Genomic DNA, 1,050 nt, shown 5'->3' on the forward strand with positions numbered 1-1,050 from the left:
TGGGTGGACGTGGCTGTGGGCAACGAGAACACGGTCGTCGTGGAGCACGACGAGGGACGCTTGCGGGTGTTCGCGGGGATGCCCTCGTCGGGGATCGCGCGCGAGGAGGCGGACATCGTGGTGGAGGGGACGGAGCCCTACAGCGAGATGGCGTGGGACTTCGACGGGCTGGACTTCGATGGGGACGGTTTCGGGGACCTGGTGGTGGGTCAGGATGCCCGGGACCCGTCGGGCGCGGTCCTCATCTTCCAGGGCCCGTTGACGGCGAGCCGGTACGTGGACGTGGACGCGACGATGACGCTCTGGGGGGAGGGTCCCGGGACGGACCTGGCCGGGTATCGGCTGGGGAGGGCGGGGGACACGAACGGGGACGGGTACGAGGACCTGGTGACGGGCGCGGCGCAACACGGCGACGGGGTGGCCTACATCGTCCGGGGCGGTCGGCCGTGGGAGGACATGTGGCTGTCTGCGGCGGACATCCGGATCGTGCACGAGGCGCCGGACGAGGACCACCGCTTCTTCGGGGCCTATTGCAGTGGCGCGGGGGACCTGGACCTGGACGGCTGGCCGGAGGTGGTGGTGGCGGAGGGGCGGACCGACCCGACAGACATCCGGATCTTCTTCGGACCGCTGGAGCCGGCGGGCACCTGGTCGTCGAGCGATGCCGAGGTGGTGCTCCACAGTACGCCTGGGCTGCGTGACAGCCGGTTCGATGCGATGCTGGGACCGGGCGACCTGACGGCGGATGGCGCTCCCGACCTCGTGATCGGCAGCTACTTTCATGGCCTCGAGTATGATGGGATGGTCTACATCGTCCCCGGCTCGGGTTGGTGATGGGCCCCGTCGTGGTGTTCCTGGCCTGTTTCACGACGCCGTCGGAGTACCGTTCGGTGTTGGCGGATCTGGTGGACGACGACGGTGAGGGTTTCAACGAGCGGGAGGGGGACTGCGACGACGGGGATGCGCGGGTGCATCCCAACGGGCGTGAGGTCTGCAACGGCGTGGACGACGACTGCGACGGCGAGGCGGACGAACCGCCGGTGGCGGGGG

At 69.6% G+C, this 1,050-nt stretch carries 2 protein-coding genes; both read left to right on the plus strand.

Annotated features, from left to right (window positions below):
• Window positions 1-834, plus strand: an 834-nt coding sequence (locus tag Q9Q40_15600) for an integrin alpha (GenBank protein MDQ7008646.1), incomplete at its 5' end; no start/stop codon positions are given.
• On the plus strand, window positions 834-1,050 hold a 217-nt coding region (locus Q9Q40_15605; GenBank protein ID MDQ7008647.1), incomplete at its 3' end, for a putative metal-binding motif-containing protein. The genes Q9Q40_15600 and Q9Q40_15605, both read left to right, overlap by 1 nt.

The sequence above is a fragment of the Acidobacteriota bacterium genome, from assembly GCA_030949985.1.
Taxonomy (GTDB): Bacteria; Acidobacteriota; Polarisedimenticolia; order J045; family J045; genus JALTMS01.